Below are 25,380 nucleotides of genomic sequence, written 5' to 3'. Positions count from 1 at the left end.
CAAAAACTGACCCGTTCACGCTGCAACATGCTCACAACATAGGGCCATGAACGACCAATATCAGGTGCTCTACCAAACATTCCGCTGGCTGGTTCCCACCCAGTTCAACATAGCGGAAGCGTGCTGCCACCGCTGGGCATCCAGTAGTCCGGATGCGCGGCGCATCGCCATCTACTACGAAGATGAAGCCGGCAACCGCGAGGTCTGGACCTATGCGCGGCTGGCCGAGGCCGCCAATCAGTTGGCCAATGGCTTGGTCAAGATGGGCGTGGGCCGTGGCGACCGGGTCGGTGTGGTTTTGGGGCAACGCCCGGAGACCGTGGTGGCCCACATGGCCATCTACAGCGTGGGCGCGGTGGTGCTGCCGCTGTCGGCGCTGTTCGGCCCCGAAGCCCTGCAGAGCCGCCTGTGCGATTCGGAAACCCGCGTCGCCATCGTCGACCATGCTTCCAGCGCCAACCTGCTGGCCGTCAGCGACAATTGCCCCAACCTGCAACAGATCATCGGCATCGGTTTCGCCGACGAGCGCGTCCTGCCCTGGCGCAGCCTGCTGGCGCGCCAACCCAGTGAATTCAAGCCGGTGCCGACGCGTTCGTCGGATCCGGCCATCCTGCTCTATACCTCCGGCACCACCGGCGCCCCCAAGGGCGCCCTGCTGCCGCACAGCGCGCTGATCGGCAACCTGCCGGGTTTCGTCGCTTCCCAGGACTGGTTTCCGCGGCCCGCCGACGTATTCTGGTCGCCCGCCGACTGGGCCTGGACCGGCGGCATGATGGACGCGCTGCTGCCGACGCTGTATTTCGGTCATCCCATCGTCGGCACCCGCGGCCGTTTCTCCGTCGAGCGCGCCTTCGAGCTGCTGGAACGCTACCAGGTCACCAACACCTTCCTGTTCCCGACCGCGCTGAAGATGATGATGAAGGCGGTGCCCGAGCCTCGCAGTCAATACCAGTTGGCGCTGCGGTCCATCATGAGCGCCGGCGAAAGCGTCGGCGAGACCGTATTCGAATGGTGCCAGTCGGCGCTGGGCGTGACACCCAACGAGATGTTCGGCCAGACCGAGATGAACTACGTGGTCGGCAACAGCCAGAAGCGCTGGCCGGCCAAACCGGGCAGCATGGGCCGGCCCTACCCCGGCCATCGGGTCGCGGTGCTGGACGACGCCGGCCAGCCGGTGGCGGCTGGCGAAACCGGCGAGATCGCCGTGAATCGCTACGACATCCACGGTTTTCCCGACCCGGTCCTGTTCCTGGGCTACTGGCGCGACGAAGCCGCCACCCAGGCCAAGTTCAAGGGCGACTGGTGCCTGACGGGCGACCTGGCCCGGATCGACGCTGACGGCTATCTCTGGTACGCCGGCCGCGCCGACGACGTGTTCAAGTCGTCCGGTTACCGCATCGGCCCCGGCGAGATCGAAAGCTGCCTGGTCGGGCACCCGGCCGTGGCCAATGCCGCGGTGGTGCCCAAGCCGGACGCCGAGCGCGGCACGGTGGTCAAGGCCTATGTGGTGCTGACGCCGGAATTCGCCCAACGCGACCGCGGCGACATCATCGAGAACCTGCAGGAACACGTGCGCGAGCGCCTGGCGCCCTACGAGTACCCGAAGGAAATCGAATTCGTCGAAGAATTGCCCATGACCACCACCGGTAAAATCCAGCGTCGCATCCTGCGCCAGCGCGAAGAAGAACGCGCGCGGGCGTCCAGGCCCCAATGACGCGGGCGGGTCCGCAGAGATCCGCCGCCGCACCCGGAGACAGGGCATGCCCATTTACCAGCTCGACGACCTCATTCCCCGCATCGATTCGGCCGCCTACGTGGCCGACAGCGCCGACATCATCGGCAACGTCACGCTGGAGGCCGGCGTCAGCATCTGGTCACACGTCTCGATCCGCGGCGACAACGACGCCATCCTGATCCGCCAGGGCACCAATATCCAGGAAGGCAGCGTGCTGCACGTGGATACCGGCTGTCCCATGAGCATCGGCCCGAACGTCACCGTGGGCCACCAGGCCATGCTGCATGGCTGCACCATCCACGAAGGCGCGCTGGTGGGCATGCAGGCCATCGTGCTGAACAATGCCGTGATCGGCCGCAACTGCCTGATCGGCGCCGGCGCCATCATCCCGGAAGACCGGGTGATTCCGGACAATTCCCTGGTCATCGGCATCGGCAAGATCGTGCGCGAACTGTCGGACGAGGAAATCGCCAACCTGCACAAGAACACCGCCCATTACGTGGCGCGCGGCCAACACTACAAGACGGCCCTGAAACGTCTGGCCTGAGCCCGCCGCCGGGGACGCCCCGGCAACCGCTGACACCCCTGCGGCCGACAGGGGGAATCGGCCGTCCGATCGGCTAACATTCTCCCATGACCGATCAGCTCAAGAAATACCTCCTCGAAGACCGTAGCGTCCGCGTCCAAGCGGTGCGCCTCACGGATACCTGGAAGGCCGTCCAGGCCAACCACGACTACCCGCCCGCCATCACGCACCTGCTGGGCGAATTGGTGGCGGCCTCCACCCTGCTGGCCGCCAACATCAAGTTCGATGGCTCGCTGGTGCTGCAGATCCAGGGCGACGGCCCGATCGCCCTGCTGGTGGTGGAATGCCGCTCCGACCTCAGCCTGCGCGCCACCGTCAAGGTGCGCGAAGGCCATGACGTGCCAACCGATGGCGACATGCAAAGTCTGCTGAACCCGGGCGGCAATGGCCGCTTCATTGTGGTGTTGGACCCCCAGCACAAGGTGCCCGGCCAGCAGGCCTACCAGGGTATTGTGCCGCTGGAAGGCGAAACCGTCGCCGAAGCCCTGCAGCACTACATGAAGGCCTCCGAGCAGCTCGACACCCGTCTCTGGCTGGCCGCCGACGCCGACCATGCCGCCGGCATGCTGATCCAGCGCCTGCCCCACCACGGCGGCTCGGACACGACGACGCTCAGCGAGCAGGCTGCCACCGAGACCTGGGACCGCGCCACGGCGCTGGCCACCACGCTCAAGCGCGACGAACTGCTGACCACCGAGATCGACACCCTGATCCACCGCCTGTTCTGGGAAGAAACGCTGGTGGCGTTCGATCCGCTGCCGGTGCGCTGGCATTGCCCGTGCACCCGCGAACGCGTGGCCAACATGCTGCGCTCGCTGGGCCAGGCCGAAGTCGACGACATCCTGGCCGAACGCGGCCAGGTCGACGTGGCCTGCGATTTCTGCGGCAAGCCCTACGTCTTCGACGCGGTCGATTGCGCCGCGCTGTTCACCGGCAGCCAGCCGGCCAACGGCGACGCGCCGCCCACCGTGCATTGAACCGCGCCGGGGCCCCGGCCTCGGCTTGTACGAATCGACAGGCGGTCATGCCCGCGCCACACTGGCCGGCCATGACCGCCTTTTTTGTCGCCTCGCGCTCCCGCGCCGCGCGCCCGCTGCAGCGTGGCGCTGCCGCGCTCGAGTTCACCCTGATCGCCGCCCTGATGCTGCTGCTGGCGCTGGGCACGGTCGAGGCCGTCCGCTGGCAACTGACACGCCAGATCGTCCACCTGGCGTTGTTGCAGGCGGCCCGCGCCGGCGCCACGACCCACGGCGATCCGGTCCACATCCGCGCGGCATTCCAGCAGGCCCTGCTGCCGCTGCACGCCGGCGCCGGCGACCAAGCCGGCGCCCGCCGCCGCCAGGCCCACGCCCAGGCGCGCATCGCCGGGCAAGTGGGCGCGTCCCCATGGCGTATCGAGATCCTGCGGCCCGATGCCCAGGCCTTCCGCGATCATGCCCGGCCGGGGCTGCGCACCGACGCGCCCGCCGGCCTGCCGGCCATCGACAACGCCTACCAGGCGCTGCAATACGCGCGCCGGCCCGATTTGCCGGACAGCCGCAGCATCTTCCGAGCCAATACGCTCAGGCTGCGGCTGACCTATCTGTACCGTCCCCTGCTGCCGCCGCTGCGCGCGCTGCTGGCGGGGCTGGCCGGGGGGGCCGACGGCAGCTACGCGAATGCAGCCAGGGCGAACGGACTGGCGCCGATCGGGATGGAACTCGAGGTGGAAATGCACAGCCATCCCGTGGACTGGCGCGGCGCCCAGCCGTATCCGCCCGGCATGGTGGCCGGGGCGTGCCGCGGCCTCCACTGCCCGTGAACGGACCGGGTGGCGCGGACATCGGCACTGGAGTATGACGGGACCGTTGGCGGGTCCGGGCATTGCCCGGACGCGTGGCGGATCAGCGTTGGGGAGTGGCGGTGCCGTTGGCGGGCCGGGCGTTGGCCGGCCGCGTGGCGGAAGTGGCGGCCGGGGCCGGCCTGGCGGGCGTGGCCGGCGCGCTCGCGCGCACCGGAGCGGCCGGGCGGGTGGCGGCCTCGGTGGCCAGCGACGCGCCGCCCGCGGGCGGCTGGGTGTTCTGCGGCAGGATGTGCACGAAGACTTCGCCGTCGCGCATCATGCCCAGTTCACCGCGGGCCCGTTCCTCGATGGCGCCCGACCCGTTTTCCAGGTCGCGGACTTCGGCCTCCAGGGCCGCGTTGCGCGCGCGCAGGCCTTCGTTGGTCTCGCGCTGCGCCGCCACCTGGCGTTGCAGGTCCCAGACCTTGAACCAGCCGCCCTTACCCAGCCAGAGCGGGTACTGGATCAGCCCTACCAGCACGAACAGCACCAGGAACAACAGGCGCATACGCGGGAACCCTCAGCAGTCGTGGCGCTAACAAGGCCGCGGCGCGTGCCGCGGCCCGCTTACATTAACGCAAGTTGTAGAAGGCTTCCAGGCCGGGGTACGACGCGACTTCGGCCAGTTCTTCCTCGATGCGCAGCAACTGGTTGTACTTGGCCATGCGGTCCGAACGCGACAGCGAGCCGGTCTTGATCTGCATGGCGTTGGTGGCCACGGCGATGTCGGCGATGGTCGAATCCTCGGTTTCGCCCGAACGGTGCGAGACGACGGCGGTGTAGCCGGCGCGCTTGGCCATTTCGATGGCGGCGAAGGTCTCGGTCAGGGTGCCGATCTGGTTGATCTTGATGAGGATCGAGTTGGCCACGCCCTTCTGGATGCCTTCGCGCAGGATCTTGGTGTTGGTGACGAACAGGTCGTCGCCCACCAGTTGCACCTTCTTGCCGAGCTGGTCGGTCAGCAGCTTCCAGCCTTCCCAGTCGTTTTCGGCCATGCCGTCTTCGATCGAGATGATCGGGTACTTGTCGCACCAGGTCGCCAGCAGGTTGGTGAATTCCTGCGAGGACAGCGAGATGCCGCCTTCGCCGGCCAGGGTGTACTTGCCGTCGCGGTAGAACTCGGAGCTGGCGCAGTCCAGGCCCAGGGCGATCTGCGTGCCCGGCTCGTAGCCGGCTTCGGTGATGGCCTTCAGGATCAACTGGATCGCGGCTTCGTGGCTGGCCACGTTGGGGGCGAAACCGCCCTCGTCGCCCACCGCGGTGGACATGCCCTGGCCGTGGATCAGCTTCTTGAGCATGTGGAAGACTTCGGCGCCCCAGCGCAGGGCTTCGCGGAAGCTGCCCGCGCCCACCGGCAGGATCATCAGTTCCTGCAGGTCGAGGGTGTTGTTGGCGTGCGCGCCGCCGTTGATGACGTTCATCATCGGCACGGGCATGCTCATGGGGCCGCTGCCGCCGAAGTAGCGGTACAGCGACAGGCCGGACTCGTCGGCGGCGGCGCGCGCCACGGCCATGGAGGCGGCCAGGATGGCGTTGGCGCCCAGGCGTTCCTTGGACTCGGTGCCGTCCAGTTCGATCAGGGTGCGATCGACGAAGGTCTGCTCCTGGGCGTCCAGGCCCATCAGCGCTTCCGAGATTTCGGTATTGAGGTTCTCGACGGCGCGCAGCACGCCCTTGCCGAGGTAGCGGCCCTTGTCGCCGTCGCGCAGCTCGATGGCTTCGCGGGCGCCGGTGGACGCGCCCGACGGCACGGCCGCGCGGCCCATGGCGCCGGATTCCAGCAACACGTCACATTCGACGGTCGGGTTGCCGCGCGAATCCAGAATCTCGCGGCCGATGATATCGACGATTGCACTCATGACTTTACATTCCCTGAACGATAAACATATTCATCACGGCCGCGCCTTCACGGGCATTGCGGGCGCGTCGGTACTGCCAGGAGTCGTAGAAGGCCTGGGCCGCGGCCATGGACGGAAACTCCATGACGACGGTGCGGCCGGGCTCACGCCCCTCGAGGTGCCGGGATTCGCCGCCGCGCACCAGGATCTTGGCATCGTACGCGCGCATGGCGAGCGTGGACAGACGCTTGTAATCCTCGTACTGCGCGGGCTTGGTCACTGTGACGTCGGCGATGAGATAGGCACTCATGGGGTTCCTTCAGGACAGTTGCATTGATGGGGTCGCGGCGCCGGACAGCGAGACACGGGCAGTGTCGCGCAACACGGCGGGGCCGTGCCTGTCCGATGCTAAGTGGTTGTATCCGAAAGCAGCGCCGCGGCGCGAGGCCGCGGCGCATTGTCCGCCAGGAGCGACGGCGGGAACGGGGCCGGCGGCCCGGGCGGCGCAGATGCGCGGCTCGGTGCCGCCGACCGCCATTACGCCCCCTGGCCGCGGCGAGCCTTCTGCTCGATGGCGGCGCGGATGTAGCTGGAGAACAGCGGGTGGCCGTCACGCGGGGTGGACGTGAACTCCGGGTGGAACTGGACGCCGACGAACCAGGGGTGGTCGGGCAGTTCCATGATTTCCGGCAGGTTCTCCGTCGGGGTGCGCGCGCTGATCACCATGCCGGCCTCTTCAAGGCGCGGCACGTAGACGTTGTTGACTTCGTAGCGGTGGCGATGGCGTTCGTTGACTTCGTCGCCGTAGATCGACTGGGCGCGGGTGCCCGGCTTGATCGGCACGCGCTGCGCGCCCTTGCGCATGGTGCCGCCGAGGTCGGACGAGTTGTCGCGCTTCTCTACCTTGCCTTCGCGGTCCATCCATTCGGTGATCAGGGCCACCACGGGATGCGGCGCCGACGGATCGAACTCGGTGCTGTTGGCGCCGCCCAGGCCGGCCACGTGGCGCGCGAATTCGATCACGGCCAGTTGCATGCCCAGGCAGATGCCCAGGTACGGCACGCCGTTTTCACGGGCGTAGCGGATGGCGGCGATCTTGCCCTCGGTGCCGCGCTTGCCGAAGCCGCCCGGCACCAGGATGGCGTCCAGGTGCTTGAGCTGGTCGGTGCCGCGGGTTTCGATGTCTTCGGAATCGATGTACTCGATGTTGATCTTCGAGCGCGTGTGGATGCCGGCGTGCACCAGGGCTTCGGTCAGCGACTTGTACGATTCGGTCAGGTCGACGTACTTGCCGACCATGCCGATGGTGAGCTGGTGTTCGGGGTGTTCGAGCGCCTCGACCAGGTTGTCCCACATGGACAGGTCGGCCGGCGGCGGGGTCAGGCCCAGCGCTTCGCAGACGATATTGTCCACGCCCTGCTTGTGCAGCATGGCCGGGATCTTGTAGATCGAGTCGGCGTCCCACACCGAGATGACGGCATCCAGGGGGACGTTGGAAAACATCGAGATCTTGGCGCGCTCGTCGTCCGGGATGGGACGGTCGGCGCGGCACAGCAGCGCGTTCGGGTAGATGCCGATTTCGCGCAGCTTCTGCACCGAGTGCTGGGTGGGCTTGGTCTTGAGTTCGCCGGCGGACGCGATGAACGGCACCAGCGTCAGGTGCACGAACGCGGCATTGTTGCGGCCCATGCGCAGGCTCATCTGGCGCGCGGCTTCCAGGAAGGGCAGCGATTCGATGTCGCCCACGGTGCCGCCGATCTCGACGATGGCGACGTCGGTGTTGCCGTTCCAGGCGGCGTCAGCGCCCCGGGCGATGAAGTCCTGGATCTCGTTGGTGATGTGCGGAATGACCTGGACGGTCTTGCCCAGGTAGTCGCCCCGGCGCTCCTTGCGCAGCACCGATTCGTAGATCTGCCCGGTGGTGAAGTTGTTCACCTTGTGCATGCGGGCGGAGACGAAACGCTCGTAGTGGCCCAGGTCCAGGTCGGTCTCGGCGCCGTCTTCCGTGACGAACACTTCACCATGCTGGAACGGGCTCATGGTGCCCGGATCGACGTTGATGTAGGGGTCGAGCTTGAGCATGGTGACCTGCAGACCACGCGACTCGAGGATGGCGGCGAGCGACGCAGCGGCGATGCCCTTGCCCAGGGAAGACACCACTCCGCCGGTGACAAATACGTATTTGGTCATCGTAATAAGCGCCCGGGACGAGCGGGCGCGTGCGGGAAATTTGGATTATAGCCGGGAGGCGGAACTTGTCTGGGTTTTCCCCTAGCGGCCAGGCGTAACATTTGGCTGCACTCGCGCGCAAGACCGAAATGCCGTGACGGTGGCCATCATGCTATGGTCGTCCCCGATTTTCTTGTCCCGAGGCCCCTGCGATGAACCTTCCGACCGCACACCCGAACGCGCTGGCCAGGCGCCTGACCACCGCCGCCGTCGGCCTGCAGTTGCTGGGCGCCATCCTGGTCCAGCTCTACCTGATAAGCGCCGGACCGCTGGCCGCGCTGACGCGCGAGGCGTTTGCCCGGCCCGACATGCTGGCGAGCACGGTCGTGAACATCGTCGCCGGCTGCATCCTGGTCGGCCTGACCACCTGGGGAGCCACGCAGCGCTGGCTGCGCCGGCACAACGCGGGCGACGTCGACCGCCCGGGCAGGATGGTGGCCGTGCTGCTGGCGGTCTCGCTGGTGCTGTTCGTGCTGATCTCGACCGGGCTGGCGTTGCTGCAGCACGGTTTCTACACGCTCATCGTGAGGCACAAGGAATGGGTGGACGAGGCCTTCGGCTATTACGGCGTCCGCCGCATGCTCCTGATGGCCCTGCCGCCCAAGCTGTGCGCCATCCTGCTCACCATCCTGGGCAGTTGGCTGGCGGTGCGCATCGCGGCCTGGAGCGTCACCCCCGTAGCAGCGCAGGCGCCGTTCCTGCAGCGGCGCCACGCCGCGTGGATCGCCGCGCTGACGCTGCTGCTGTGGCAATTGCACGTCGCGCTGGTGATCGGCCTGTACTTCATGCCCGATGCGGGATCGGCCGGCATGCTGGAATACGCGATCGGCTATTGGATACTGCCCGCTTTGCTGCTGGCGCTGGCCGCATGGGTCTGCCTGCGCAGCCTGCCGCAAGCACTGGGCGCGGCAGGCATGGGCCGCGCCATCGCCCACGGCACTTTCGCGTTCTGGCTGACCCAGGTGCTGGGAATCGGCCTGGCGCTTTTGATCATCTGGTCCATGACCTGGAGCCAGTTGATACGCACAGCCGCGTCATACACGACCTCGGTGGTGTCGGTGCTGATCTACAGCGTGCTGCTGGCGCTGAGCTGCTACCTTGGCGCCCGGTTGCTCTACCGCCGCCGCGAGACGTCGCCGGAGAGTGCGTCGGCCTGAGCGCCGCGCGAAGGCGCAACGCCGCAAGCGCAATGACAAAAGGCCCCGACGGGGCCTTTTGTCATTGCAGGACGCGACCGTCAGATCGCCGCGGTGCGGCGTTCCAGCCAGGCCAGCGCTTCGCCCTCGACCAGCGGCGACAGGCGCTCGAACACGGTCTTGTGATAGTCGTTGAGCCACGCGATTTCATCCGCGCGCAGCAGCGACGGTTCGATGCAGCGCGTGTCGATCGGGCACAGCGTCAGCGTCTCGAAACACAGGAACTCGCCCAGCTCGGACGTCAGCCAGGCGCGGTTGGCCACCAGGTTCTCGATGCGCACGCCCCAGCGGCCGGGACGATAGATGCCCGGTTCGTTGGACGTGATCATGCCCGGCTCCATGGCCGTGTGCGGACCGGGAACCGCGCGATACGAGATGACCTGCGGGCCTTCGTGCACGTTCAGGAAGTAGCCCACGCCGTGACCGGTGCCGTGGCCGTATTCGGCGCCGCCTTCCCAGATCGGGGCGCGCGCGATGGCGTCCAGCATCGGCGACGGCGTGCCGCGCGGGAACGAGGCGCGCGACAGCGCGATCATGCCCTTGAGCACCAGCGTGAAATCGACCTTCTGGTCGGCGCTGGGCGTGCCCACCGCGACCACGCGGGTGATGTCGGTGGTGCCGCCCAGGTACTGACCGCCGGAATCGATCAGCAGCAGGCCGTCGCCTTCGATGGTGGCGTGCGATTCGGCCGTGGCGCGATAGTGCGGCATGGCGCCGTTGGCGTTGAAGCCGGCGATGGTGGCGAAGCTGGGGCAGACGTAGTCCGGCCGGCGCGCGCGAGCGGCGGTGATCTGTTCGTCGATGGTCAGCTCGGTGATGCGCTCGTTGCCCAGCGCGCCCTCGAACCAGGCGAAGAATTCGCACAGCGCTGCCCCGTCCTGCGCCATGGCCTGGCGCACATTGGCCAGTTCAGCGTCGGTCTTGCGCGACTTGAGCAGCGTAGACGGATTGATGGCCTCGACACGGGGCACGGCGGGGTCCATCGCGTGGAACACGCCACAGGTGACGCGCGCCGGATCGATCAGCAGCTTCTGGTCGAGTTCGAGCGACGCCAGCGCGTCGGCGGCCTGGGCGTAATCGGCCACTTCGACGCCATCGGCGGCCAGCGTGGCGCGCAGCGCGGCGTCGATCTTGCCGTCGGCCACGAACAGCGTGGCGTGGTCCAGGCCGAGCAGCGCATGGCCGACGAACACCGGGTTGTAGTCGACATCGGCGCCGCGCAGGTTGAAGAGCCAGGCGATGTCGTCGAGCGTGCTGATGAAATGCACGTCGGCGCCATGGGCGCGCATGGCGGCGCGCACCTGGGCCAGCTTGTCGGCGCGCGTGACGCAGGCCTGCGGCGCCATGTGTTCGTAGATCGCGGCCGGCGGCAGGCCGGCCCGGTCGGCCCAGATATCGTCCAGCAGGTCGGCGCGGATCTCCAGCGTGGCGCCGGACGTGGCGGCGGCCACCGACAGCGCGCGGAACGCGGCCAGGCCCAGCACCTGCCCATCGACGCCGATGACATCGCCGGCGCGGGTGTTGGCGGCCAGCCAGTCCACATGGCCCGGCGTGGTGGCGACGGCGATCTTCATCAGTTGCACGCCGGTGCCGGCCAGTTGCGCCTCGGCCTGCACCCAGTAGCGGCTGTCGACCCACAGGCCGGCGAAATCGGCGGTCACCACCAGCGTGCCCACCGACCCCGTGAAGCCCGACAGCCAGCGCCGGCCCTGCCAGCGCGCCGGCAGGTATTCGGACAGGTGCGGATCCGAGGACGGCACGATATAGGCGGACAGGCCGCGGCGGCGCATGGCCTGCCGCAGTTGGGCGATACGGGTATCGGTGCTGGACATGGGTTTCCTTAGCGCAACATGAAGGACATGGCGGCCAGGCTGTTCAGCGTGCGGATGGCGGCCTGCATGCTGTCCGTGGTGAACCGCAGCGTCACGCCGTCCACGCGCTCCAGCGTGGGCCACATGCAGAACAGGTCGGCCAGGGCCGACGACTGCGTCTGCAACCGGCATTCTATAGGGGCGGGGATGCGGAACGGAATTGCCTTTCCACCGCTGGGCCGCCCCGAGGTGGAAACGCCCCCCTGGGGGGCAGCAAGCCCGCCTTGCGGGCGCGGCGTGGGGGTCGTTCCCTTCAAGTTGCGCACGGCCGTCTCGGCAGCGGCGGCGATCGCGCGGCGCGAGGCCGCCGGCGACAGCGTCACGCCGCTGCCCTGGCCATGCGCCACCTTGGTCTGCACCCACTGCGCGCCGGGGAACAGGTCGGTGGTCTCGGCGATGAACACGTCGTCGCCGGTGGCCAGGATGACGGGCACGCCCATTTCGCCGGCCAGCGCGCCGTACAGGCCGGCCTCGCCCAGCTCCATGCCATTGATGAAGACGCGCGAGAAAGCGAAGCTGTTGATGGTGTGCGCGAGGATGCCGCGCCCCTGCGAGCGCGAATGGTAGCCGATCATGAAGACGGCGTCGCAGCCCTCTTCCAGGCCGCCCATCATGCCCAGGTAGCGCGGCTTGCCCAGCACCAGGCGGGCGCGTTCGTCGATGCCGTCCGGCAGCAGGTTGCGGAAGCCGCCGTGCGAATCATTGACCAGGACCTCTTCGGCGCCGCCGGCGATGGCGCCCTGCACGGCCGCGTTGGCTTCGGCGGTCATCCAGGCGCGGGCGCGCTCGTATTCGCCGTTGCCCGCGCGGACTTGTTCGGCGTGGAAGACTCCGGCGACGCCTTCGATATCGGTGGAAATCAGGATCTTCATGGAGAGTGCCTTCGTAGGATTCAGAATTCGGTGTCCGCCAGCCATTGGCGCCAGTCGGGCGCGGCGTCGCGGATGGCGGCGCGGTGATGGCCATCGCGGCCCAACACGCCGTCGGCCTGCCACAGCGCGGCGATGATGGCCTGCTCGCAGGCCTCGGCCGCCGCCTCGAACAGCGGATCGATGCGGGTCTCGTGCAGCATGGCGATGGCCGGCATCGGCCGCTCGGCCTGTTGCGGCACGGTGTAGGCGGTGGAGAACGCCAGCGCGATGTCGCCGCTGCCATGACCGAACACCGAGCCGGTGCGGGCCAGGCCGGCGCCGGCGCGCAGCGACAGGCGGCGCAACTGGCGCGCGTCCAGCGGCGCGTCGGTCGCCACCAGCAGGATGATGGAGCCCTTTTCCGGCACGATGGCGGCGTTCTCGCCCGCCTGCGCCAGGCCTCGGTCCAACTGGTCCGCCAGCCGCCGGCCGAAGGGCCGGCCGGCCACGGTCAGGTTGGGCAGGCGGCCGAAATTGGCCAGCACCAGCGCGCCGACTGTGTAGCGCAGGCCAGGCTGGATCGCGGCCACGCGCGAGGCCGAGCCGATGCCGCCCTTGAAGGAAAAGCACGACATGCCACGGCCGGCGCCGACCGCGCCCTGCGCCATGCGCTTGTCCGCGGCGGCCAGCGCCTGGACGTAGTGCGATTCCTGCACCGCCATGGCCTGGATGTCATTCAGATAGCCGTCGTTGCACTCGAACACCAGCGGATTGACCGTCGACATACCGCGGCCGATCTCGGGCGTGGCCGCCACCGCCGCGCGGATCTGGGCGTTGGCCACGGTGCCCACGCCGAAGGTGTTGGTCAGCGCGATCGGCGTTTCCAGCACGCCCAGTTCCTGCACCTGGACCAGGCCGGTGCTCTTGCCAAAGCCGTTCAGCACCGTGGCGGCGGCCGGCACCTTGTCCAGGAAGGGGTTGCCGCCATGCGGGCGCACCACGGTCACGCCGGTCTGCAGCGCGCCGTCGTCCAGCGTGCTGTGGCCAACGGTGATGTCGCCCACGTCGCAGATCGAATCGAGCGCGCCGGCTTGCAGCTTGCCGATGCGGGGTTGGTCCAACGCTTGTTTGTCCATGCTTGTCGCTGCGTGTCGCCACGCTCCAGAATGCAAAATGCCGCCGTCCCGCGCGGCCGTGGCGCGCGCCGCGAGGCGGGCGCCCGGACGCGGGCGGCGGCAAGGGGACCGATGACACGCGCCGAGCCCCGAGGGGCGACCGACGCGGCGGCCATCATCCGCTTGGCGGTTACTTGCGGTCGATCTTGGGATCGAGCGCGTCGCGCAGACCGTCGCCCAGCAGGTTGAACGCCAGCACGGTCAGGAAGATCGCCAGCGCCGGGAAGATCGCCACGTGCGGGGCGATCACCATGTCGGCGCGCGCCTCGTTCAGCATCGCGCCCCACTCCGGCGTGGGGGGCGAAGCGCCCATGCCCAGGAACGACAGGCTGGCCGCGGTGATGATCGAGGTGCCGATGCGCATCGTGCCGTACACCACGATCGGCGAGATCGTGCCGGGCAGGATGTGGCGCATGATGATGGTCCAGTCGGACGCGCCCACGCTCTTGACCGCCTCGACATAGGTCATCTGCTTGATCGACAGCGTGTTGCCGCGCACCAGGCGGGCGAACGCCGGCACGCTGAACACGGCCACGGCCACGATCACGTTGACCATGCTCGAGCCCAGGATCGCGACCACGCCGATGGCCAGCAGCATGCCGGGGAACGCCAGCAGCACGTCGGAGACGCGCATCGTGATGCGTTCCCACCAACCTTCGTAGTAGCCGGCCATCAAGCCCATGAAGGTGCCGACGATGGCGCCCATGGCGACGGACAAAAAGCCCGCGGCCAGCGAGATGCGCGCGCCCATGATGATGCGGCTGAAAATGTCGCGGCCCAGCGAATCCACGCCCAGCCAGTGCGTCCAGGACGGACCGGCGTTGAGCGCGTCGTAGTCGAAGAAGTTCTCCGGGTCGAACGGCACGATCCAGGGGGCCAGGATCGCCACCACGACCAGCAGCAGGACGAAGACGCCGGCGCCCACGGCCAGCTTCTGCTTCTTGAACTTGCGCCAGAACTCGGTGGCGGGCGTGCGCACGTCGTTCTTGGGCACGGCGGCGGCAACGGTTGCGGCGGGTGTCGTATTGCTCATGGCCGCCTCACTTGTAACGGATGCTGGGATTGATGACGCCATAGAGCACGTCGACAATCAGGTTGATCAGGATGAATTCCAGCGAGAACAGCAGCACCAGGCCCTGGATCACCGGATAGTCGCGTTGGGTCACGGCGTCGACCAGCAGGCGGCCGAGGCCGGGCCAGTTGAACACCGTCTCGACCACGATCGAGCCGCCCAGGAGGAAGCCGAACTGCAGGCCCATCATGGTGACGACCGGAATCAGCGCGTTGCGCAGCGCGTGCTTGATGACCACGCGACGCTCGCTCAGGCCCTTGGCCCGGGCGGTGCGCACGAAGTCTTCCTGCACCACTTCGACGAAGGAAGCGCGGGTAAAGCGCGCCATCACCGCGGCCACCGCCGCGCCCAGCGTGATGGACGGAAGAATGTAGTGTTTCCAACTGGAGGCGCCCACGGTCGGCAGCCAGCCCAGGTTCACGGAAAAGATCTGCATCAGCATCATGCCCAGCGCGAACGCGGGGAACGAGATGCCGGACACCGCCAGCGTCATGCCGAGGCGGTCGGGCCAGCGGTTGCGCCACACGGCCGACACGATGCCGATGATCATGCCGAAGGTGACGGACCAGACCATGCTGGCGATCGTCAGCCACAGCGTGGGCATGAAGCGATCGGCGATTTCGGTCGAGACGGGACGCTTGGTGCGCAGCGAAGTGCCGAGGTCGCCTTGCAGCATGTGGCTGAAGTAGCGCACGAACTGCTGCGGCAGGGGCAGATCCAGCCCCAGTTCCTTGCGCACCAGTTCGACGGTCTGCTGGTCAGCCTCCTGGCCCGCGGCCAGTCGCGCCGGGTCGCCCGGAAGCATGTGCACAAACAGGAACACGACCACGGCCACCAGCAGCAGCGTGGGGATCATGCCCAAAAGACGTTTGACGATGTAGGTCAGCATTGAAATTCCTGCAACATCGGCGGGGACACCGCGTCCCCGCCGTATGTGGCCTTGCAAGGGGCCGAACGGCCCCGTGAGTTACCGCCGGTTTACTGCTTCAGGTCGATGTCGCCGAACCAGAACGAGGTGTCCGGTTCCACGTACACGCCCGACAGGTTCTTCGACTTGACGTACAGGTTGTTCTGGGTCACCAGGAAGGCCCACGGGGCGTCCTTCCAGATGGTTTCCTGAACGGTCTTGTAGATCTCGGTCTTCTTGGCGCGGTCGGTCGTCGCCAGGGCCTGCTGGATGCCGTCGTCAACCGACTTGTTCGAGTAGTACGACACGTTGTTGAGCACCGGCGGGAACGCGGCGGTGGTCAGCAGCGGACGCAGGCCCCAGTCGGCTTCGCCGGTCGAGGACGACCAGCCGGCGTAGTACATGCGGACCTTGGCGTCTTCAGGCTTTTGCACCTGTTGCACGCGCTGCACGCGCTGGCCCGATTCCAGCACTTCCACCGACACCTTGATGCCGACTTGCGCCAGTTGCTGCTGCAGGAACTGCACCACCTTCACCGAGGTGCCGTCGTTGTAGGCGGACCAGAGCTGGCTTTCGAAGCCATTGGGGTAGCCGGCTTCGGCCAGCAGGGCCTTGGCCTTCTTGATGTCGTACGGCCACGGGCCGGTCTTGTGGGCGAAGTCGACGCCGGTCGGCACGACGCCGTCGACGACGGTGGCGTAGCCCGAGAAAGCGACCTTGGCCAGGGCTTCCTTGTTGATGGCGTAGTTGATGGCTTCACGCACCTTGACGTTGTCGAACGGCTTTTGCTGCACGTTCATCGACAGGTAGCGGGCCATGATCGAGTTCTTGTGGTCAACCACGTCCAGCTTGTCGTTCTTGGACAGCACGGCGGCCTGCTCGAACGGCACCGGGAAGGCGAATTGCGCTTCGCCCGTCTGCACCACGGCGGCGCGGGTGTTGTTGTCGGTCACGGTGCGGAAGGTCAGGGTGTCGACCTTCGGGTAGCCCTTCTTCCAGTAGCCGTCGAACTTCTTGACCTTCAGGTATTCGGCGGGCTTCCATTCGACGAATTCGAACGGGCCGGTGCCGACCGGGTGGAAGCCGATTTCCTTGCCGTACTTGGCCAGGGCGGCCGGCGAGATCATCATGGCGGCCGGGTGGGCCAGCGCGTTGATGAAGGCCGAGAACGGCTTCTTCAGGGTGATCTTGACGGTCAGCGGATCGACCACTTCGGTCTTCTCGATGACGCTGAACTGGATGTAGCGCGACAGGCGGTTTTCCGGGTTGGCCGGACGGTCGAAGTTGATCTTGACGGCTTCGGCGTTGAACGGGGTGCCGTCATGGAACTTGACGCCATCGCGCAGCTTGAAGGTGTACACCAGGCCGTCTTCGCTGACGGTGTAGTCGGTGGCCAGGACCTTCTGGACCTTCAGGTCCTTGTCGAACTCGAACAGGCCTTCGTAGTAGGCCTTGCCGGCCGCCTGGTTCAGCGTGCTGTTGGTGTTGTACGGGTCGAGCGTTTCCAGCGCGATGGAGACGGCAAACGTCACGTCCTTGGCAGCATGCGCCAGCGGCGAGGTGAGCACGCCGAAGGCCACCGCGGCGGCGGCCATCAGCTTGGTGGGGCGCAGAACTTTCATCATTGCAACTCCTGGTTCCTGTGCGGAATTAGGGGGTTTGGTGGAAGAAAAACAAGTACGACAACTGACTCAATACGCTCCGCCGACCGCGTGGCGGGCGACAAAGTGATCGGTTCCTACCTGCACCAGCGGTTGCACCACCGGCTCGTCGCCGAGCTTGCGGATCGGGCTGGGAATTTCATCGGACAGCAAAGTGCGTTTCATGTGGCGGCGCGCCGGATCGGCGATCGGCACGGCGGCCATGAGCTTCTTGGTATAGGGGTGCTGCGGGTTCTCAAAGATGGCCCGGCGCGGACCGATCTCGACAATCTGCCCCAGGTACATGACCGCCACGCGATGGCTGACGCGCTCGACCACGGCCATGTCGTGAGAAATGAACAGGAACGAAATGCCCATGTCGCGCTGCAGGTCGATCAGCAGATTGACGATCTGCGCCTGGATCGACACATCCAGCGCCGACACCGATTCGTCCGCGATCACGACCTTGGGGTTCAGGGCCAGGGCGCGCGCGATACAGATGCGCTGGCGCTGGCCGCCGGAGAATTCATGCGGGTAGCGCTGCGCCATTTCGGGCGGCAGGCCGACGCGCTCGAGCAGTTCTGCCACGCGCTGTTCGGCCTCTTTGCCCTTGGCCACGCCGTGCACCAGCAGCGGTTCCATGATCGAGAAACCGACGGTGACGCGCGGATCAAGCGAGGCGAACGGATCCTGGAACACGAACTGGATGTCGCGGCGCAAGGCTTGCAGTTCGGAAGTCTTCAGGCGCACGATGTCGCGCCCGCCGAAGCGGATCTCGCCGCCCTGGCTGTCCACCAGGCGCAGCAGCGAGCGGCCGGTGGTGGATTTGCCGCAACCGGATTCGCCCACCAGCGACAGCGTCTCGCCGGGGTACAGGTCGAAGCTGACCTTCTCCACGGCGTGCACGCGGCGCTGCACGCGGCTCAGTATGCCGCCGCGCAGGTCGAAGCGCGTCACCAAGTCGCGCACGCTCAGGATCGGCTCGCGGCGCGCGGCCGGCACTTCCTGGGTGCTGGTGGCGCCGGGTTCGGCCACCGGCTGCGCCTTGCCGTCCACCTGCAGCAGCGGGAAACGCGCCGGCAGGTCGGTGCCCTGCATCGCGCCCAGCTTCGGCACGGCCGACAGCAGCGCCTTGGTATAGGCATGCTGGGGCGTGGCGAACACCGACGCCGACGGGCCTTCCTCGACCTTGTCGCCGCGGTACATGACCAGCACGCGGTCGGCCACTTCGGCGACCACGCCCATGTCGTGGGTGATGAACACCACGCCCATGTGCATTTCTTCCTGCAACTGGCGGATCAGTTGCAGGATCTGCGCCTGGATGGTGACGTCCAGCGCGGTGGTGGGTTCGTCGGCGATCAGCAGCGCCGGCTTGCAGGCCAGCGCCATGGCGATCATGACGCGCTGGCGCATGCCGCCCGACAACTGGTGCGGGTAGCGGTCCAGCACCGACTTGGCTTCCGGAATGCGCACCTGTTCCAGCATGCGCAGGGCTTCGGCGCGCGCGGCCGCGGCGTCCATGCCCTGGTGCTCGCGGATCGACTCGGCGATCTGGTCGCCGGCCGTGAACACCGGGTTCAGGGACGTCATCGGCTCCTGGAAGATCATGGCCATGTCGGCGCCGCGCACGTTGCGCATGGCGCGCTGATTGGCGTTGACCAGGTCGATCACGGAGCCGTTGCGCCGGCGCAGGGCCATGCTGCCCTGGGCGATGCGGCCGCCGCCGTGCTCCACCAGGCGCATCAGCGCCAGCGACGTCACCGACTTGCCCGATCCCGATTCGCCCACGATGGCCAGGGTCTCGCCCCGGTCCACATGGAACGACAGGTTGCGCACGGCTTCGACCGTGCGCTCCGAACCCACGAAGCGCACCGTCAGGTCGTCGACCTGGACCACGCGGTTATCCGGCAGCGCCAGGCTGTTTGCGCGATCAACCATATCTCTAGTAATCCCTAAAACTGACAAAAACGAAGCCCGTCGCCGCTCAGCGATAGATGGCGGTGACCGGCTTCTCACCGACGCGGGCGTAACCGCGGTACATGCCTTCCGTGTTGAACGGCAAGGCCACATTGCCCTGGGCGTCAACGGCCACCAGGCCGCCCTTGCCGCCGATGGTGGGCAGTTTTTCCATCACGACGCGGTCCGCCGCCGTTTCCAGCGAGGCGCCGCAATATTCCATCTGGGCCGCCACGTCATAGGCGGCGACCATGCGGATGAACATCTCGCCCGTGCCCGTGGTGGACACGGCGCAGGTCTTGTTGCTGGCGTAGGTGCCGGCGCCGATCAGCGGCGCGTCGCCGACGCGGCCGACCTGCTTGTTGGTGATGCCGCCGGTGGAGGTGGCCGCGGCCAGGTTGCCCTGCGCGTCCACGGCCACGGCGCCCACGGTGCCGAACTTCTTGTCGGAATCGAGCGGATCGGCCGGCGCCGGCTGGCCGCGCGCGACCATGGCCTGGCCGTCGTGGTCCAGCACCGCCGCTTCCGGCGTTTCGCGCTGCACGCGCAGCAATTGCTCGCGGCGCGCCTCGGTGGAGAAATACGAGGGGTCGACGATTTCCAGGCCGGCGTCCTTGGCGAAGGCTTCGGCGCCCTCGCCCACGAACAACACGTGCTTGCTGGTTTCCATGACCTTGCGCGCGGCGAACACCGGGTTGCGCACGCAGTTGACATTGGCGATGGCGCCCGAACGCAGCGTGGCGCCGTCCATGATGGCGGCGTCCAGTTCATGGGTGCCGGCGCTGGTGAACACGGCGCCATGGCCGGCGTTGAACAGCGGGCAATCTTCCAGGAGGCGCACGGCTTCGGTGACGGCGTCCAGCGCGCTGCCGCCACGGGCCAGCACGGCCTGGCCGGCCGTCAGGATGGATTCGAGGGCGCTCAGGTATTCCTGCTCTTTCTCGGGCGACATGGCCGCGCGGGACATCGCGCCGGCGCCACCGTGAATCGCGATCACGGGTTGAATCATCGTTTACCTACTCCATGGATGAGCCACGGCATCACGGACTGGGTCACCCCAGCGGCGGCCGCGACGGAATTCTTGGCCCGATAGGCCACCGCCGCCGAAAGGGCTTCGATCAGGCCCAGCGCGGCGGTTTCGGAATTGGGAATCAGTTGGCGCGTGGACACCGCGTACAGCACCACCGACGCGGTCGGCGCCAGCGGCGAGGTGGGCTTGTCGGTCAGCACCAGCACCGGCACGCCGGCCTGCTTGGCGGCGCCCGCCAGGGTCACGGTGTCTGCCAGATAGCGCGGAAAGCCGATGGCGATGACCAGATCCTTGCTGGTCATGCGCGACATCTGACGCGCCGCGTGCGATACGCCGCCCGGGCCGGCCAGCGATTCGACCGAATGCAGGTGCATGCACAGGCCACGCTGCAGCATGCCGGCCAGGAAGCCGCTGGCGCCAAACCCGATGATGAAGACGCGGTCGGCGGCCAGGATGGCATCGACCGCCTGCTCACAGGCGGCGGCATCCAGGCTCTGCAGGTTGCGCTGGGCGTTGCGGATGTCTTCTTCGAGGGTCGCGGCAAAGATCTGCACCGCGCTGGCCGAGTGCGCGAGTTCGGTGCGCAATTTTTCGACCGGCTCCAGCGCCGCCTCGAAACCGCGTGCCAGTTCGGCGCGGAATTGCGGGTAACCGGGCAGGTCCAGGGCGCGCGCGAAACGGTTGGCGGTGGCGACCGACACGCCCGCCGCCGTCGCGAATTCGTCGATGGTCATCGTGGCGACGCGGAACTGGTGCGCCAGGACGTACTCGGCCATCTTGTGCTGCGTGCGGCTCAGCGCGGGCTGGGCCCGGGCGATCCGATCAGCGATCGTGAGTGCGGCCTTGTTCATCGAGAAAGAGGGGGGAAACGTAGCGAAGGTTTGTGTAAATCTGTTTACACGCAAATTTTAGATAAGAAAATTCATTTTCATACTAAGGGTATACCCGTGAATTTATGTAACAGTGCTTCAAAAGAAACGGGGCCGGTTTGATGTACGCTTGATCCCAGCCCTTCTTCCCCGCGTTTCGGACTTTTCAAATGCCTCTCTGGACCTGCAAGCCCCACGCCGAACTGACCCTGGCCGAGCTCTACGCGATCCTGCGCCTGCGCTCGGAGGTCTTCGTGGTGGAACAGGATTGCGTCTTCCTGGACATGGACGGCAAGGACCTGCAGGGACAGACGGAACACCTGATGGCCTGGGAAAACGGCGCGCTGCTGGCCTATTGCCGCCTGCTCGAACCCGCGCTGAACGACGGCCAGGCGATCATTGGCCGCGTCATCACGGCGCCAGCGGCGCGCGGCACGGGCCTGGGCCACGAACTGATGCGCCGCGCCAAGGACGAAGTGGCGCGACTGTGGCCGGGCCAGCCGGTCTACCTGGGCGCGCAGGCCCGGTTGCGCGGCTATTACGGCGGGCACGGCTTCGTGCCGGTGACCGAGGAGTACATCGAGGATGGCATCCCGCACGTCGGCATGCTGCTGCGCGAAGCGGCCTGAACGCCACGCCCCGGGGCGCCCTGCCCGCCACGCCTGGCGGGCCTTCAATGAAAAACGCCCCTTGCGGGGCGTTATTCATGATGCCTTGGCGGCGGATTACTTGACCGCCGACACGTCCAGCTTGGCGTGCGTCTTGGACTGGATCTCGTCCACCGTCACGCCCGGCGCCGTTTCCAGCAATTTCAGGCCGTTGTCGGTGACTTCCATCACGCCCAGGTCGGTGATGATCAGGTCGACCACGCCCACGCCCGTCAGCGGCAGGTTGCATTCGGGCAGCAGCTTGATGTCCTCGGTGCCGTCCTTCTTCTTGGCCACGTGTTCCATCAGCACGACCACGCGGCCGACACCGGCCACCAGGTCCATCGCGCCACCCATGCCCTTGACCATCTTGCCCGGGATCATCCAGTTGGCCAGGTCGCCCTTTTCGGACACCTGCATCGCGCCCAGGATGGCCAGGTTGATCTTGCCGCCGCGGATCATCGCGAACGAGTCGGCCGACGAGAAGATCGACGAGCCGGGCAGCGTCGTGACCGTCTGCTTGCCGGCGTTGATCAGGTCGGCGTCGACCTCGGCGTCGGTCGGGAACGGGCCGATGCCCAGCAGGCCGTTTTCGGATTGCAGCCAGACCTCGACGCCCTTGGGAACGTGGTTGGCCACCAGGGTCGGCAGGCCGATACCCAGGTTCACGTAAAAACCGTCTTGCAGCTCGCGCGCGGCGCGCGCCGCCATTTCATCGCGGGACCATGCCATGTCGTGTTCTCCTTAGGCCGGGCGAGTGGTGCGTTGTTCGATGCGCTTTTCCGGATTGGCGTTCAGCACGATCCGGTGCACATAGATGCCGGGCAGGTGGATCTGGTCAGGGTCCAGGCTGCCGGTGTCGACGATCTGCTCGACCTCGACCACCGTGAACTTGCCGGCCATCGCCACGTTCGGATTGAAGTTGCGCGCCGTCTTGCGGAACACCAGGTTGCCGCTGCGGTCGGCGATGTGCGCCTTGACCAGCGACACGTCCGGCACCAGCGAGCGTTCCATCACATATTGCTGGCCGTCGAATTCGCGGATTTCCTTGCCATCGGCGACGATGGTGCCCACGCCGGTGCGGGTGAAGAACGCCGGAATGCCGGCGCCGCCGGCGCGCAGCTTCTCGGCCAGCGTGCCCTGCGGCGTGAATTCGAGCTCGAGTTCGCCCGACAGGAACTGGCGTTCGAATTCCTTGTTCTCGCCCACGTACGACGCGATCATCTTGCGGACCTGGCGCGTGTTGAGCAACTGGCCCAGGCCGAAGCCGTCGACGCCCGCGTTATTGCTGATGCAAGTGAGATCCTTCACGCCCGAATCGCGCAGCGCGGCGATCAGGGCCTCGGGAATGCCGCAAAGGCCGAAACCGCCGACGGCGATCATCTGGCCGTCCTTGACGATGCCTGCCAGCGCCTCCTGGGCGCTTGCAAAAACCTTGTCCATCGCTCCAACTCCTAGTTAAGGTCGAACTGAAGAGGATCCGCCCGCCTTGCCGGACCGCTTGCCCCGAGAAGGAAGCCGGCGATCCTGGGTGGACCCTGTTTTTACTTGGGGCGCGGCTGCCGGTTTCGCGGTCCGGCGGCATCGCGGCCGGGCCCGATGCCTGCTGGTTCGCGGCGCCGAGGGTGGCGCGCCCTGTCATTCGTATTGTGGTTCTGTCCTGGATTTTAACGGCATGGCCGGCAAATGCGGGCGTCGTTTCAAACGCCGCATCGAAGTCGGACCGCCACCGCCCCCGCGCCTAGGCGGCCGGCTGGAACTGCGTGGCCATTTTCGCCAGCACTTCGGGCGGCCACGGAGCGGACGTATTGGCCACGTAATCCATCCACACCAGCACGTTGCGGCCGCGGGCATAGGGACCCGCGTCATCGCCGACCTTCTCGAGCAGCAGCTCGAATTCCGCGCTGGAACGACCGATGCGCGTCACCTTGTGCGTCACCCGCACCGTCGCCGGATAGGTCAACGGGCGCAGGAAATCACAGGATGCATGCGCCAGGATGGCGCCGTCATCGGCCGGCAATTCGAAGCCCGCGTCGTAGAGGATCTGCATGCGCGCCTCTTCCATGAGGCGGAAATACAGCGTGTTGTTGAGATGGTTCAAGGCGTCGGAATCGCCCCAACGCAAAGGCAAATCCACTTGGTGGGTGTCGCCCACCGCCAGAATCCGCGCAGACAGAGTGTCCGGGTTCACCAATTGCTCCTGATGTCTGATGGAAATGCGAAGACGTGCAAGGTCTCCGCCTGCAATACAATCGCCGATAATACTTCCAGCCATATATGGAATACATACGGGGAGCTTTGCAATGTCTGAACGCGAGTCGATGGAATATGACGTGGTCGTGGTTGGCGGGGGTCCCGCCGGCCTGGCCACCGCTATCCGTCTGAAGCAGCTGGCCGCTGAAAAGAATCAGGAAATCGGCGTCTGCGTCCTGGAAAAAGGCGCCGAACTGGGCGCCCACATCCTTTCCGGGGCGGTGATGGATCCGCTGGCGCTGACCGAACTGATTCCCGACTGGAAAGACAAGGGCGCCCCGCTCAATGTGCCCGTGACGCAGGACAAATTCCTGTTCCTGTCCGAGAACGGCGCGCGCGCCACCCCCAATTGGCTGCTGCCGCCCTGTTTCCACAATGAAGGCAACTACATCGTCCGCCTGGGCGACGTGGTCAAGTGGCTGGGCGAGCAGGCCGAGGCGCTGGGCGTCGAGATCTTCCCCGGCTTCGCGGCGGTCGAAGTGCTGTACGACGAGAACGGCGCGGTGCGCGGCGTGGCCACCGGCGACATGGGCGTGGCCCGCGACGGCAGCCATACCGCCCACTACCAGCCCGGCATGGAACTGCACGCGCGCTACACGGTGTTCGCCGAAGGCGCGCGCGGCCAGCTCGGCCGCCAATTGATCGAACGCTACAAGCTCGACGATGGCCGCGACCCTCAGGCCTACGGCATCGGCATCAAGGAAATGTGGGAAGTCGATCCGGCTCAGTCCAAGCCCGGCCTGGTGATCCACACCGCCGGCTGGCCGCTGGATTCCGACACCTACGGCGGCTCGTTCCTCTACCACCTGGACAACAACCTGGTGGCGGTGGGCATGATCGTCGGCCTGGACTACGCCAATCCCTGGCTGTCGCCGTTCGACGAATTCCAGCGCTACAAGACCCACCCCGCCATCCGCGGCACCTTCGAAGGCGGCAAGCGCATCGCCTATGGCGCGCGCGCCATCACGGCGGGCGGCCTGCTGTCGCTGCCCAAACTGACCTTCCCCGGCGGCGTGCTGGTCGGCTGTGAGGCCGGCTTCCTGAACGCCTCGCGCATCAAGGGCAGCCATGCCGCCATCAAGTCCGGCAAGCTGGCCGCCGAGGCCGCGTTCGACGCGTTGGTGGCCGACCGCCGCCACGACGAACTGGCCGCGTATCCCGAGGCCTTCAAGAATTCGTGGCTGCACACCGAGCTGAACAAGGCGCGCAACTTCAAGCAGTGGTTCAAGAAGGGCCGCACCGTGGCCACGCTGATGACCGGCATCGAGCAACTGGTGTTCAAGGGCAAGATGCCGTGGACCCTGCGCCACAGCAAGCCCGATCACGCCTGCCTGCAGCCGGCCTCGCAGTGCGCCCGCATCGATTACCCCAAGCCCGACGGCAAGCTGACCTTCGACAAGCTCAGCTCGGTGTTCATCTCCAACACCAACCACGACGAGAACGAGCCCGTCCACCTGACGCTGAAGGATCCCTCGGTGCCGGTGCAGGTCAACCTCGCCAAGTACGGCGGTCCGGAATCGCGCTACTGTCCTGCTGGCGTCTACGAGTTCGTCAAGGACGACCATGGCGAGGACCGCCTGCAGATCAACGCGCAGAACTGCGTGCACTGCAAGACCTGCGACATCAAGGACCCGACCCAGAACATCGTCTGGGTGGCGCCGCAGGGCGGCGAGGGCCCGGTCTACAGCGGCATGTAGCAGGCG

Annotated in this window: 23 protein-coding genes; 7 read left to right on the top strand and 16 right to left on the bottom strand. The window is 66.7% G+C overall.

Translation table 11 applies throughout. The annotated features are described in order from the left end of the window. Positions 1-46: 46 nt before the first annotated feature. The 4 genes from ACUDCK_RS06765 to ACUDCK_RS06750 all read left to right on the top strand — a co-directional run bounded on the left by ACUDCK_RS06765 (position 47) and on the right by ACUDCK_RS06750 (position 4,122). Positions 47-1,714, top strand: a complete 1,668-nt coding sequence (locus tag ACUDCK_RS06765; RefSeq protein WP_064524449.1) for an acyl-CoA synthetase — start codon at positions 47-49, stop codon at positions 1,712-1,714. A 46-nt stretch (positions 1,715-1,760) separates the two neighbouring features. Beyond that, positions 1,761-2,282 (top strand): gamma carbonic anhydrase family protein, encoded by a 522-nt coding sequence (locus tag ACUDCK_RS06760; RefSeq protein WP_054501509.1) that lies wholly within the window; start codon positions 1,761-1,763, stop codon positions 2,280-2,282. Between the two features lie 86 nt (positions 2,283-2,368). Next, positions 2,369-3,298, top strand: coding sequence for an Hsp33 family molecular chaperone HslO (gene hslO, locus ACUDCK_RS06755; RefSeq protein WP_054501510.1), 930 nt, complete (start codon positions 2,369-2,371; stop codon positions 3,296-3,298). Positions 3,299-3,345: 47 nt separating this feature from the next. Next, positions 3,346-4,122: a TadE/TadG family type IV pilus assembly protein gene (locus ACUDCK_RS06750; RefSeq protein ID WP_244976907.1), complete on the top strand. Its 777-nt coding sequence runs from the start codon at positions 3,346-3,348 to the stop codon at positions 4,120-4,122. A gap of 82 nt (positions 4,123-4,204) precedes the next feature. Here ACUDCK_RS06750 and ftsB read toward each other — a convergent pair whose 3' ends face one another. The 4 genes from ftsB to ACUDCK_RS06730 form a co-directional block, all read right to left on the bottom strand. Next, positions 4,205-4,651, bottom strand: coding sequence for a cell division protein FtsB (ftsB, locus tag ACUDCK_RS06745; protein ID WP_064524447.1), 447 nt, complete (start codon positions 4,649-4,651; stop codon positions 4,205-4,207). Between the two features lie 64 nt (positions 4,652-4,715). Continuing rightward, positions 4,716-6,002, bottom strand: coding sequence for a phosphopyruvate hydratase (gene eno, locus ACUDCK_RS06740; RefSeq protein ID WP_006389345.1), 1,287 nt, complete (start codon positions 6,000-6,002; stop codon positions 4,716-4,718). Positions 6,003-6,006: 4 nt separating this feature from the next. Next, complete coding sequence (locus ACUDCK_RS06735; protein ID WP_006389344.1) at positions 6,007-6,291, bottom strand: DUF1330 domain-containing protein; 285 nt, start codon at positions 6,289-6,291, stop codon at positions 6,007-6,009. A 227-nt stretch (positions 6,292-6,518) separates the two neighbouring features. Beyond that, a complete protein-coding gene (locus ACUDCK_RS06730; RefSeq protein WP_054501512.1) occupies positions 6,519-8,171 on the bottom strand; it encodes a CTP synthase in 1,653 nt (550 codons plus the stop codon). A 191-nt stretch (positions 8,172-8,362) separates the two neighbouring features. Here ACUDCK_RS06730 and ACUDCK_RS06725 point away from each other — a divergent pair, with 191 nt between their 5' ends. Continuing rightward, positions 8,363-9,367, top strand: a complete 1,005-nt coding sequence (locus ACUDCK_RS06725; protein WP_064524445.1) for a hypothetical protein — start codon at positions 8,363-8,365, stop codon at positions 9,365-9,367. 80 nt (positions 9,368-9,447) lie between these two features. Here the strand turns inward: ACUDCK_RS06725 and ACUDCK_RS06720 are convergent, their stop codons facing one another. The 9 genes from ACUDCK_RS06720 to ACUDCK_RS06680 all read right to left on the bottom strand — a co-directional run bounded on the left by ACUDCK_RS06720 (position 9,448) and on the right by ACUDCK_RS06680 (position 20,759). After that, the gene (locus ACUDCK_RS06720; protein WP_175167599.1) at positions 9,448-11,238 is read right to left on the bottom strand and encodes an aminopeptidase P family protein; all 1,791 of its coding nucleotides are present in this window, start codon (positions 11,236-11,238) and stop codon (positions 9,448-9,450) included. An 8-nt stretch (positions 11,239-11,246) separates the two neighbouring features. Continuing rightward, positions 11,247-12,149: a M55 family metallopeptidase gene (locus ACUDCK_RS06715; protein WP_336235876.1), complete on the bottom strand. Its 903-nt coding sequence runs from the start codon at positions 12,147-12,149 to the stop codon at positions 11,247-11,249. Positions 12,150-12,169: 20 nt separating this feature from the next. Then, entirely contained in the window at positions 12,170-13,264 is a 1,095-nt protein-coding gene (locus ACUDCK_RS06710) for a DmpA family aminopeptidase (RefSeq protein ID WP_064524441.1), read from the bottom strand. 169 nt (positions 13,265-13,433) lie between these two features. Further along, the gene (gsiD, locus tag ACUDCK_RS06705; protein ID WP_054501517.1) at positions 13,434-14,336 is read right to left on the bottom strand and encodes a glutathione ABC transporter permease GsiD; all 903 of its coding nucleotides are present in this window, start codon (positions 14,334-14,336) and stop codon (positions 13,434-13,436) included. A 7-nt stretch (positions 14,337-14,343) separates the two neighbouring features. After that, entirely contained in the window at positions 14,344-15,264 is a 921-nt protein-coding gene (gene gsiC / locus ACUDCK_RS06700; protein WP_006389337.1) for a glutathione ABC transporter permease GsiC, read from the bottom strand. Between the two features lie 89 nt (positions 15,265-15,353). Then, positions 15,354-16,907 (bottom strand): glutathione ABC transporter substrate-binding protein GsiB, encoded by a 1,554-nt coding sequence (gene gsiB, locus ACUDCK_RS06695; RefSeq protein WP_064524439.1) that lies wholly within the window; start codon positions 16,905-16,907, stop codon positions 15,354-15,356. Positions 16,908-16,973: 66 nt separating this feature from the next. Then, positions 16,974-18,860, bottom strand: coding sequence for a dipeptide ABC transporter ATP-binding protein (locus tag ACUDCK_RS06690; protein ID WP_064524437.1), 1,887 nt, complete (start codon positions 18,858-18,860; stop codon positions 16,974-16,976). 46 nt (positions 18,861-18,906) lie between these two features. Next, entirely contained in the window at positions 18,907-19,887 is a 981-nt protein-coding gene (locus tag ACUDCK_RS06685; protein WP_054501520.1) for an isoaspartyl peptidase/L-asparaginase family protein, read from the bottom strand. After that, positions 19,884-20,759, bottom strand: coding sequence for a MurR/RpiR family transcriptional regulator (locus tag ACUDCK_RS06680; protein ID WP_054501521.1), 876 nt, complete (start codon positions 20,757-20,759; stop codon positions 19,884-19,886). The genes ACUDCK_RS06685 and ACUDCK_RS06680 overlap by 4 nt, the downstream gene beginning before the upstream one ends. Positions 20,760-20,947: 188 nt before the next feature. On the opposite strand from ACUDCK_RS06680, the gene ACUDCK_RS06675 reads away from it, so the two are divergent. Continuing rightward, positions 20,948-21,406: a GNAT family N-acetyltransferase gene (locus ACUDCK_RS06675; RefSeq protein WP_064524433.1), complete on the top strand. Its 459-nt coding sequence runs from the start codon at positions 20,948-20,950 to the stop codon at positions 21,404-21,406. A gap of 96 nt (positions 21,407-21,502) precedes the next feature. Here the strand turns inward: ACUDCK_RS06675 and ACUDCK_RS06670 are convergent, their stop codons facing one another. The 3 genes from ACUDCK_RS06670 to ACUDCK_RS06660 form a co-directional block, all read right to left on the bottom strand. Next, entirely contained in the window at positions 21,503-22,156 is a 654-nt protein-coding gene (locus ACUDCK_RS06670; RefSeq protein WP_054501523.1) for a CoA transferase subunit B, read from the bottom strand. A 12-nt stretch (positions 22,157-22,168) separates the two neighbouring features. Continuing rightward, positions 22,169-22,867, bottom strand: a complete 699-nt coding sequence (locus ACUDCK_RS06665) for a CoA transferase subunit A (protein WP_054501524.1) — start codon at positions 22,865-22,867, stop codon at positions 22,169-22,171. 298 nt (positions 22,868-23,165) lie between these two features. Then, on the bottom strand, positions 23,166-23,615 hold the full coding sequence (locus ACUDCK_RS06660) for an acyl-CoA thioesterase (protein WP_054501525.1): 450 nt from the start codon (positions 23,613-23,615) through the stop codon (positions 23,166-23,168). Positions 23,616-23,727: 112 nt separating this feature from the next. On the opposite strand from ACUDCK_RS06660, the gene ACUDCK_RS06655 reads away from it, so the two are divergent. After that, positions 23,728-25,374, top strand: coding sequence for an electron transfer flavoprotein-ubiquinone oxidoreductase (locus ACUDCK_RS06655; RefSeq protein WP_054416785.1), 1,647 nt, complete (start codon positions 23,728-23,730; stop codon positions 25,372-25,374). The last annotated feature ends 6 nt before the right edge of the window (positions 25,375-25,380 follow it).

It is taken from the genome of Achromobacter sp. CF-sbj1-Ac2-l (genome assembly GCF_052698165.1).
Note: the sequence above shows the minus strand (reverse complement) of the source record. Positions and strands in the feature narration are given on the sequence as shown.

Coding starts and splice junctions, on each gene's coding strand:
- ACUDCK_RS06765 (WP_064524449.1), top strand. CDS start 47: ATGAACGACCAATATCAGGTGCTCTACCAAACATTCCGCTGGCTGGTT.
- ACUDCK_RS06760 (WP_054501509.1), top strand. CDS start 1,761: ATGCCCATTTACCAGCTCGACGACCTCATTCCCCGCATCGATTCGGCC.
- hslO (WP_054501510.1), top strand. CDS start 2,369: ATGACCGATCAGCTCAAGAAATACCTCCTCGAAGACCGTAGCGTCCGC.
- ACUDCK_RS06750 (WP_244976907.1), top strand. CDS start 3,346: ATGCCCGCGCCACACTGGCCGGCCATGACCGCCTTTTTTGTCGCCTCG.
- ftsB (WP_064524447.1), bottom strand. CDS start 4,651: ATGCGCCTGTTGTTCCTGGTGCTGTTCGTGCTGGTAGGGCTGATCCAG.
- eno (WP_006389345.1), bottom strand. CDS start 6,002: ATGAGTGCAATCGTCGATATCATCGGCCGCGAGATTCTGGATTCGCGC.
- ACUDCK_RS06735 (WP_006389344.1), bottom strand. CDS start 6,291: ATGAGTGCCTATCTCATCGCCGACGTCACAGTGACCAAGCCCGCGCAG.
- ACUDCK_RS06730 (WP_054501512.1), bottom strand. CDS start 8,171: ATGACCAAATACGTATTTGTCACCGGCGGAGTGGTGTCTTCCCTGGGC.
- ACUDCK_RS06725 (WP_064524445.1), top strand. CDS start 8,363: ATGAACCTTCCGACCGCACACCCGAACGCGCTGGCCAGGCGCCTGACC.
- ACUDCK_RS06720 (WP_175167599.1), bottom strand. CDS start 11,238: ATGTCCAGCACCGATACCCGTATCGCCCAACTGCGGCAGGCCATGCGC.
- ACUDCK_RS06715 (WP_336235876.1), bottom strand. CDS start 12,149: ATGAAGATCCTGATTTCCACCGATATCGAAGGCGTCGCCGGAGTCTTC.
- ACUDCK_RS06710 (WP_064524441.1), bottom strand. CDS start 13,264: ATGGACAAACAAGCGTTGGACCAACCCCGCATCGGCAAGCTGCAAGCC.
- gsiD (WP_054501517.1), bottom strand. CDS start 14,336: ATGAGCAATACGACACCCGCCGCAACCGTTGCCGCCGCCGTGCCCAAG.
- gsiC (WP_006389337.1), bottom strand. CDS start 15,264: ATGCTGACCTACATCGTCAAACGTCTTTTGGGCATGATCCCCACGCTG.
- gsiB (WP_064524439.1), bottom strand. CDS start 16,907: ATGATGAAAGTTCTGCGCCCCACCAAGCTGATGGCCGCCGCCGCGGTG.
- ACUDCK_RS06690 (WP_064524437.1), bottom strand. CDS start 18,860: ATGGTTGATCGCGCAAACAGCCTGGCGCTGCCGGATAACCGCGTGGTC.
- ACUDCK_RS06685 (WP_054501520.1), bottom strand. CDS start 19,887: ATGATTCAACCCGTGATCGCGATTCACGGTGGCGCCGGCGCGATGTCC.
- ACUDCK_RS06680 (WP_054501521.1), bottom strand. CDS start 20,759: ATGAACAAGGCCGCACTCACGATCGCTGATCGGATCGCCCGGGCCCAG.
- ACUDCK_RS06675 (WP_064524433.1), top strand. CDS start 20,948: ATGCCTCTCTGGACCTGCAAGCCCCACGCCGAACTGACCCTGGCCGAG.
- ACUDCK_RS06670 (WP_054501523.1), bottom strand. CDS start 22,156: ATGGCATGGTCCCGCGATGAAATGGCGGCGCGCGCCGCGCGCGAGCTG.
- ACUDCK_RS06665 (WP_054501524.1), bottom strand. CDS start 22,867: ATGGACAAGGTTTTTGCAAGCGCCCAGGAGGCGCTGGCAGGCATCGTC.
- ACUDCK_RS06655 (WP_054416785.1), top strand. CDS start 23,728: ATGTCTGAACGCGAGTCGATGGAATATGACGTGGTCGTGGTTGGCGGG.